Genomic DNA, 8,250 nt, shown 5'->3' with positions numbered 1-8,250 from the left:
TGGCGGCGATCCTCGGCCTGCTGCTCACCGGCATCCCGTTCATCGGCGGCATGGGTGCCCGGGTCGCGGGCCGCCGTGACACCTGCGAACGACCTCAGCAGCCGAGCCTCCTGGTGGAGAGAGCGAGGTCGTCGATCCAGAGGTCGAACTCGCCAGGTGTGGTACCGCCCTGGTAGAGCTGCCAGCCGACCTTCACCGTGTTCACCGTCGGCAGGACGAAGGGCACGTCGTTACCCCCGTGCTCGGTCGTGGAAGCGGTCAGTTCCGGGTTCGCCACGCCGTCGATCCACACCGCGACGCGGTTGTCCGTCGGGTCGAGTTTCCACTCGAAGCACTGCCAGGTGTCCTCGGTGACCGGGGCGGACTCCCGCCAATTGGTCCAGTCGCCGGTCGGGCCGCCGTCGGCGCCCACACCCCAGAAGATTCCCGGGACCGTGGGCGCGTACTGACCGCCGACTGGCCGGACGACCTCCGGACTGCCGCTGCCGGTCGCCTCCACGAGCGTGAAGTGCGCCCAGTCGGGGGCGGTGGGGAAGGCATCGACGCGCAGTCGCATCCGGCCGTAGAACCGGTTGCCCGGCGCGGCGAAATCGTCGACGCGCAGGAAGGCGCGCCCGTTGTCCACCGTGTGGATGTGCAGCACCTGGTTGCCGTGGCGGGCACGCTCGACGGTGAGCGTGCCGTTGCGCGTGTCGACGCCCCAGTCCAGCGTGCTGGCGCCGCCCGGTCGCAACCGCTCGAAGTCTTCGCAGAAGAGCAGGCCCCGGGTGCACGAGCGCGGGGAGGCACCGGACGCGGCGGCCGGGACGCTGCCGGCCGTGGTGCCGATGATCAGGGCGGCGGTGCACACCGCGAGGAAACGGCGCATGGTCATCCTCCATGACGTGGGGCCCCTCCCGTACGGGCAGGGCCGGAGTACCTTCCCCGGACATCGCGACGCTGCCCACCTGGTCTCCGATCTCGGTAGATCGACATGGTGCGGTGCATGCGTCTCGGTGTCGTGGGAATACGGGGCCTGGACACGTACGACGGACCTCTGCCCGTCGTCGTGGAAATGGCCCGGCGGTGCGGCGCGTCCGCCGAAGTGGCGCGACGCCGGCACTGCGCTGCTCCCGTGCTGCCCGTCGCCAGCACGGTTGCCCCCGTGCTGCGGCGATGTGAGCCATTCCAGCACACCCGCAGCCGTTCCAGCAATATCGACTGGCGTCGCTACTTCGTCGTTTGTGGCGTATGCCCCGGCGGGTCCACACCGACAGCGATCCCCGCACGGCAGGCCGTTCAGGGCATCGCGCCGTCGTGACGCGCGGTCAGAAGGTGGCGATCGGGTTGACCGGGCTGCCGGACGTGCCGGCGAAGCGCACCGGCGCGACCGCGAGGTGGAAGTCCCACTGGCCGAGTTCGGCAGCCGTTGCCGCGCACGCCTCCAGGTCGCAGTTGTCGAGCAGCCACAGGCCCATCGCGACGAGGCTCACGGCGTGCACCGGCATCAACACGTCTCCGTACCCCGACGGCTGAACGTCCTGAGGGGTGTCGGCGCCGATCAGCGCGACCTGCCGTTCGTGCAGCCACGGCAGGCAGGACGCATGCCAGCCAGCCTGGGTGAGACCAACGCCCGCACCAGTCTCGTGCCGGAAGCGGCCAAAGCCGGTCCGCAGGAGCACCGCGTCGCCGGGTCGCACCCGCACACCCTGGCGGCGCTCGGCCTCCTCCAGATCCTCGGGAAACACCCCCTCCCCCGGCTCCAACCACGGCACGTCGCGAACCGCCGCGACGTCCAGCAGGACACCACGGGTGACGATCCCGTTCGCCGCCGCCGTGACGGCCGCCCACCCCGATCCCTTCGCGGCGTCAACGAGCGTGTGCGACCGCCCGTTGTACATCACGCCGTCCCAGAAGATGTGGCACGGCGAATCGACGTGGGTGAGGGTGTTGCCGTGGAACGTGATGCCGAGCCGCTCAGAGGAGAAACCCCAACGCCGGTCGGCGTGGAAGGCGGGCACCGGGATGTTCTCGGCACCCGGCATGTCGGCGGCGCACGGGCACGTCGTCGTCGCCCGTTCCATGTCCTCGGGAACGGCAACCTCCCACGCGCACGACACGCTCCTGCCGTGGCGCACCGCCCGCGCCGCCGCCAGTCGGACGTCGTCGGTGATGTGGTTGAGCGTCCCGCGCTCGTCGTCGTCGCCCCACCGTCCCCAGTTCGACAGCGTGTCGAAGTATCCGAGCACGTCGTTTTGGGTGGGCACTGATCGCCCTGCCGTCATCTGGGCATCGACTCCTCCGGTCACGCGGGCCGAGGTGCCGCAGGCAGGGGCAACCCACCCTGCCGTTGCCCTGCCACGGCCGCTGAACTGGCATGACAGTACATCAGCGGGCCGACAGCAAGCCGGGTACCGCGCACCCGTGCGGCGGTGGCACCGGCGGCGTGGTGGCACTCCTTCCGCTCCGCGGACGGCGATCACTCGATGGGTGTCACTCAGGCCCCGGGGTGGGCAGCCGCCACTCGGGTCGTCGTCAGCGGTCCGCTGGCCCGAGCAGGACGGTGAGATCTTCTTCGGCCGCCAGCACAGCACCGTCGAACTCCAGTCGTGCGGCCGCCACGGCGGCTGCCCGGTCATTGCCCGGCCAGAAGTGGGTGAGCATCAGTCGGCGGGCGCCCGCCCGGCGTGCCCAGTGACCCGCCTCGGTGGAGGTCATCAGATTGCGTGTGGGCGAACTGGTCTCGCCGTCCCGGTCGGTGGCCTCGACGATGAACAGGTCGGCGTCGCGACCGAGATCGGCAAGCACCGGGGTCGGGCCGGTGTCCCCGGAGTAGGCCACGGCTGTCCCGTCAGCCTCCAGTCGGATGCCCGCGTTCGGCACGTGGTGCGGGAGCGACAGCCCGGTCAGGTCGAACGGTCCGACCCGGTAGTTGCCGGGCAGCGGGTGCACGTCGAAAACCGCCTGCAGGTCGACGTCCGGCTCCAGGCCGCTGATCCGGTCGATCACGCCGGGAGGGCAGTACAACGGCAGCCGTGGTCCCCCGACGTCACCGTAGAACCGCATCCGGAACAGCCCGTGCAGGTCAATGCAGTGATCGGGATGCTCATGGGTGATGACGACAGCGTCGACCACGCCATCCGGCCAGTGCCCGAGCAGCCGCGGCAGCGTGGCGTAGCCCAGGTCAAGAACCAGGCGATAGCCGTCCCAGTCCACTGCGAAACCGCTACAGGCACGGCCCGGCTCGGGAAAGGCACCGGAACTGCCAAGTACGGTGACCTGTCGCATCCGCCCAGCATGCCCGACCGCTGAGATCTCCCGGCTACGCACGCGCCGAACGCCGGACGCCCGCCACCTCCACCGGGCGCGGTCCGCAGGCGGTGAGCCTCGCCGTAGCGCAGCCGGACATCGACCAGGTCGGCCCGCTCACCATGTGTCCAGGCGTGTGCAGGGCCGACGCCGGGAAGTGCTTGACGCGGCGGCGTCGATCACGCAGGGTCAGTAGATATCGACATGTTCAGATGTCTTGACTCGGGGAGAACTGATGAAGGCCCTCGTCACCACCGCCTCGGCCGCCGCCCTGCTGCTCCTGGTCACGGGCGGTGCGTCCCCCGTCCGGCCGGCGGCGGATGCGCCCTGCGCCGGGCAGATCCACCCGAACCCCGGCTTCGAGCTCGGCACCACCGGCTGGACCGCCGGCCCCCGCATCGTCGTGCTCGGCGACGCGACCCGACCCGCGCACACTGGTCGCGCGTACGCCACCTTCGCCGGACTTGACGTGTCGCGGGGCGACCTGCTGCGTACCACCGCCACGGTGCCGGCCGACTGCGACCTGACGGTCCGCTTCTGGGTCCGGACCACCACCACGGAGACCAGCCGCGGCGACTACCTGAACGTTGGGCTGGCGGTCACTGGAATACCCCCGAAGACGAGGTTCTCGCTGGCGTTCGACGGCGGGTCGCAGTGGCGGCAGTACGCCATGTCGACCGGGACGGCGACGACCGAGCGCACCGCGACGGTCAGCTTCCTCGCCAGCGAGACGGCCGGCAACGGCGCCACGGCCTTCGACGTCGACGACGTGACGTTCACGCTGAGCTGAACACGGCGGTAACCGCCGCGACGGCCCATCCGTGCACGATGGACAGGCGTCAAGCCCTCATCGGGAGGGACGGCCGGTCGGCTCGGCTGCTAGCGTTCGCCGCCATGTGGACCGAGGAAGACATAGCCGGACGTCCGGCATGGCGGCACATACCGTCGGGGGTCGTGTTCCGGGAGGTTCCGGGCGGTACGTTCCGGATGGGACTGTCCGAGGCGGAGCTGGAAGCGGTACGCGCCATCGAACGCGACGGCGGTGTCGAGGACACCATCGAGCCGTTCCTCGCCAACGCTAAGGACGCACAACCGGTACGCGAGGTGCGGGTCGAGTCGTTCCTGCTCGCCCGGCACCCGCTGACCGTGGCGCAGGTCCAGCACTGGCTGCCCGACTACGAGGACGACTACGCCGAGGCGGCCACCGGGACCGCCCGGCTCGGCGGCGACCTGCACGACCTGCTCAAGCTGTTGCCGTTCCAATTGCCGAGCGAGGCGCAGTGGGAATACGCGGCCCGCGCCGGCACCACCACGCTGACCTTCCGCGGCGACGGAAAACCGGACGAGGACCAGCTTCTCGACGACTTCGACGACGAGGCGCGGACGGCCGCCGCGGAGAACGCGTTCGGGTTGGCGGCAATGGGGTCGGCGAACGAGATCTGTGCCGACGTGTGGATCCCCGGATTCGACGACGCGCCGGCGGACGCGCGGCCACGCACCGGTGACGGGCCCCGCACCGTACGCGGCGGCGCCAGCGACCTCTACCCGTGGCAGGGCTGTGACGAGTGGCTGCTACTGCTCTCCGCCACCCGTTACGAACACGCCGACTTCACGGCGGTTCGCCCGGTTGGGCCGGTGCCACCTCGCTGAGGGCGGCCCGGTGCGAGAGGGTGGCCGGGTCAGTCCGGCGCCTGGCTCTCGGCCTGCCGCGTCAGGCGAACCGGCTCGCCGGTCGGTTGCTCGCCGGCGGGGGCCGCCGTGTCAACGGTGGCCCTGACGGCGTCCTCGTCGTCCATCCGAGTCCTGGGAGTCGGCGGCTCGCCGCCTGTTCGGACGTCCGTCGAAGGGGCCGGGGCACGGCGGGGTACGCCGACAAACCACAACGCCACCCATTGCAACACGCCAACCACCGTGCGGATTGATCGTTCCGCCACCGCACGGGTGCTCTGGTACGTGGAGAGGTAAAAGTTGAGATACAGCGCCGACGGCAGGAGAGCGGCGGCGAACAGGGTGACGAGGGCCGCCGGCCTGTGCACGAGGGCGCTCGACGGTGGAACTGCCCACAGCGACCACACCACCCCGGCGGCGAAGATCAGGCCCGCGGCCAGTTTGGGCAGTAGGCCACCCCTCTTGCTGACGGGCAGCGCGAGCAGCACGGCGGCGGCGAGACCCCACGGCCACAGCCGTAGTTCCGGAGCGTCGAAGAGACTGGGCAGAGACAGCGATACGGCGACGTACCAGACCGCCCCGCCGATCACCCATGGGCACCAGGGCCGGAACCTGGTGCGGGCGATGATGCGTAGGTCGCCTCCGTCGACCGGCTCGGAGCCCAACAGGTTCGAGATCTCGAACCTGATACCGCACAGTTTCGCGAGCCGAAGCAGGTGTGGCTTGCTCTGAATCGTCGGGCTGACGCGATAGGCGGACCAGTCTCGGTCGACGGAGGAGTGGATGTGGTCGGCGAACTCCAGGATCCAGGTGAGCGACACGAAGAGCACGCCGAGGCCCCAGCAGGCGACGAGCATCCAGCCGAGCGACACGTTCCACGTCGGCCCACCCGCCGCCCACCATCCCAGCACGAATCGAACCGGGTATCCGACACCGACGACCCCGAGTGTCAACAACAGGTTCGGCCACGTCGAGTCGTTGGCAAGCCGGGCGGCGTGCCGGATCGTCTCGTATCCGAAACCCACGCCGTAGATCAAGAACACTGCGATCACGAGTACGAGATCCGCGCGGGACACCCGCGACTCGCCCGGCCAGTCGAGCGCAACGATCCAGCCCACGGTGACCATGCGCAGAAGCATCGCCAGCAGCGATGCCGGGATGCTTGCCGCACCCCCCGGCAGTCGGCGTCGCTCGGCACTGCTCGGCGCCTGCGCATCCTCGGCGATGCCGCGTATGTCGTTCCACTGGTACCGGGACTGGTAGATGAGCCACTCGACGGCGATCACGAAGAGCACAAGCGCACCGGTGGCCGGGGCCGGCAGCCCGTCCCGACCGGCGGTCAGTGCGACGGCGACGCCTGCCACCACGAACAGCCCCTTGACCAGATCGTCCGGCCGGGGCAAGGCCAGGTATCTGACGAGGTTCGTGCTGGTGGCCGGCGCCAGCGCTTTGCCGGGCAGCATCGACCCGCTTCGTCTGCGGCTGGCGAGCGTGACGTGCCGGTGGAAGAAGGAGCGCCCGTAGACGTTCGTACGAACCGTGTCGGTGAAGATCGTCAGCGCCCCGCCGCCGTAGACAGCCGCCATGGCGATCTGCCAGGGCGGGCTGAGCCAGAAGGCAAGGGACAGGGTCAGGCCACCGAACACCAACCACAGGGACACGAAGATCAATAGCGCCATGAACCTGCCGAACCCCCGACCTCGGGCCAGGGTGCTGTACGAGACCGCCAGTTCGGAGTAGGTGAGCGGTCGCAGCGTCGGATAGTCGGCCAGGTCCCGCAGTTCCAGGCGGCTGCGGATCTCCCGTTCCAGCGAGCGCAGGTAGAAACTGCGCAGCACAGCCTGAGCACCCGTCACCTGGCCGTACGCCAGAATGCACAAGATGATCAGTGGCGCGCCGGCGACAAGCGGGGGCGGTACGTGCTCGCCGGAGGCGACCTCGTTCGCGAGCGCTCCGAGCAGGGCCACGCCCGTCAGGGCGAGGGCAACCACCGAGCCCTGCACGGCGGTGAAACTTCGTTCATCGTCGCGAGCCTCGCTGTAGTCCAGCATCAGGGCATCCACTGTGCGATCGGCTGTCGACATCCGGTCACCTCCCCCCGAGCAACAGCGGCGACGCCACCCGGTCCGCGGCCCGCAGCGCGCGTGGCCATGGCGGGCTCGCGCCGCGCCACGTCAGCCAGGCGAAATCGGCAGGCAGCCGCCAGGCCAGCAGGCCGTCGAGGAGCAGCAGATCACCGGCCACCAGCGGGCGCTCGCCCAGCCGGCCGAGGTGATGCCGAGCGGTGCGGGGCTTACCGGCCGCACTGATCAGGCGCACGGGGCCGTCCGACAGCCTGAAGCGAGTCGAGTTGGAACACAGCCGAACCGTGCACTGCGGAGACGACGAAAACCGCCACCTGTCGATCCGGGCACCCAGCACGTCAGCCGGCTCCGACCAGTGCACAAGCCACGGCTCTATGTCCAGGATCAGATCGGTCGTCCGGTGGTCGTGCACGTAACGGCGCAGCTCGTTCATGTCGCGCATCGGGACGACGCGCTTGTTCCCGCCGCCTATTCGCCACCGCTTCGTGGACATGAACTGGTCCTCACTGCCGCTGGGTGGTAACGCCCCGCTGGCAGACACGGTACGGAACGCGAGCAAGCACCGGGGTGACCCGCGGCGTGGTCTCGCCGTCTCAGGAGCGGGTCATCCCTCGGCGGCGGGTCGGCTGTGCACCACCAGCTCGTCGATCTCCAACCGGCCGACGCGCAGCTCCCGCACGACCGCCCGGCGGATCGCCAGCCGCCCGATGGCCAGCGCCCCGACGGCCACGGCCCCGACGGCCAGCGCCCCCACGGCGAGGGCGCCGAGCGACGCCGCTCCCGCAGCCCGCGCGCCGGTCGCCGCCGCGCCCGTCGCCACCGCGCCGTTGGCGCGGGTTCCGGTCAACCGCATCGGACGTACGTCTCGCTTCATCCCCCCATTGTCCGGGTGAGCGACGGCAGAGTCGACCAATCGACGATGCCTCGGGTGGCGGCAGACGACGACACGACCACAGGAGCTGACACCGTGGGACGACGGCCACGCATCCGCGCGACACCTGCGACGACATGCGGGCGAGCTGCGGCGTGGACCATCGCGTGGGAGGTCCCACCGGGCCTGCGGTTGGACCTCGACACCGAGGCCGGCAGCCTGACCAGGAGGTCATTGGTGAGCATCCTGCCGGCGACCACCGGCGCCCGGCATTTGATATTGACACCACTAAATGTATTGTGGAAACGCTCCCAGATTGCCACCACCACCCCACCTGCT

8 protein-coding genes are annotated in these 8,250 nt (G+C 69.9%); 2 read left to right on the top strand and 6 right to left on the bottom strand.

The window, feature by feature from the left end; translation table 11 throughout:
• Window positions 1-94: 94 nt before the first annotated feature.
• The 3 genes from AB0F61_RS30125 to AB0F61_RS30115 form a co-directional block, all read right to left on the bottom strand.
• Window positions 95-868 (bottom strand): hypothetical protein, encoded by a 774-nt coding sequence (locus AB0F61_RS30125; RefSeq protein WP_357816572.1) that lies wholly within the window; start codon window positions 866-868, stop codon window positions 95-97.
• Window positions 869-1,307: 439 nt separating this feature from the next.
• A complete protein-coding gene (locus AB0F61_RS30120) occupies window positions 1,308-2,246 on the bottom strand; it encodes a cyclase family protein (protein WP_357816569.1) in 939 nt (312 codons plus the stop codon).
• Between the two features lie 268 nt (window positions 2,247-2,514).
• A complete protein-coding gene (locus tag AB0F61_RS30115) occupies window positions 2,515-3,267 on the bottom strand; it encodes an MBL fold metallo-hydrolase (RefSeq protein WP_357816566.1) in 753 nt (250 codons plus the stop codon).
• Window positions 3,268-3,523: 256 nt separating this feature from the next.
• Here AB0F61_RS30115 and AB0F61_RS30110 point away from each other — a divergent pair, with 256 nt between their 5' ends.
• Both AB0F61_RS30110 and AB0F61_RS30105 read left to right on the top strand, forming a co-directional pair.
• Window positions 3,524-4,078, top strand: coding sequence for a hypothetical protein (locus AB0F61_RS30110; RefSeq protein WP_357816563.1), 555 nt, complete (start codon window positions 3,524-3,526; stop codon window positions 4,076-4,078).
• Window positions 4,079-4,182: 104 nt separating this feature from the next.
• Window positions 4,183-4,938, top strand: coding sequence for an SUMF1/EgtB/PvdO family nonheme iron enzyme (locus AB0F61_RS30105; protein WP_357816560.1), 756 nt, complete (start codon window positions 4,183-4,185; stop codon window positions 4,936-4,938).
• A 29-nt stretch (window positions 4,939-4,967) separates the two neighbouring features.
• On the opposite strand, the gene AB0F61_RS30100 is transcribed toward AB0F61_RS30105, so the two are convergent.
• The 3 genes from AB0F61_RS30100 to AB0F61_RS30090 all read right to left on the bottom strand — a co-directional run bounded on the left by AB0F61_RS30100 (window position 4,968) and on the right by AB0F61_RS30090 (window position 7,914).
• On the bottom strand, window positions 4,968-7,040 hold the full coding sequence (locus tag AB0F61_RS30100; protein ID WP_357816557.1) for a hypothetical protein: 2,073 nt from the start codon (window positions 7,038-7,040) through the stop codon (window positions 4,968-4,970).
• Between the two features lie 4 nt (window positions 7,041-7,044).
• On the bottom strand, window positions 7,045-7,533 hold the full coding sequence (locus AB0F61_RS30095) for a hypothetical protein (RefSeq protein ID WP_357816553.1): 489 nt from the start codon (window positions 7,531-7,533) through the stop codon (window positions 7,045-7,047).
• 111 nt (window positions 7,534-7,644) lie between these two features.
• The gene (locus AB0F61_RS30090) at window positions 7,645-7,914 is read right to left on the bottom strand and encodes a hypothetical protein (RefSeq protein ID WP_357816550.1); all 270 of its coding nucleotides are present in this window, start codon (window positions 7,912-7,914) and stop codon (window positions 7,645-7,647) included.
• Window positions 7,915-8,250: the final 336 nt, after the last annotated feature.

This window comes from Micromonospora sp. NPDC023888, from assembly GCF_040639415.1.
Lineage (GTDB): Bacteria > Actinomycetota > Actinomycetes > Mycobacteriales > Micromonosporaceae > Micromonospora.
The sequence above is the reverse complement of the archived record's forward strand: the minus strand, read 5'-3'. Positions and strand labels throughout refer to the sequence as shown.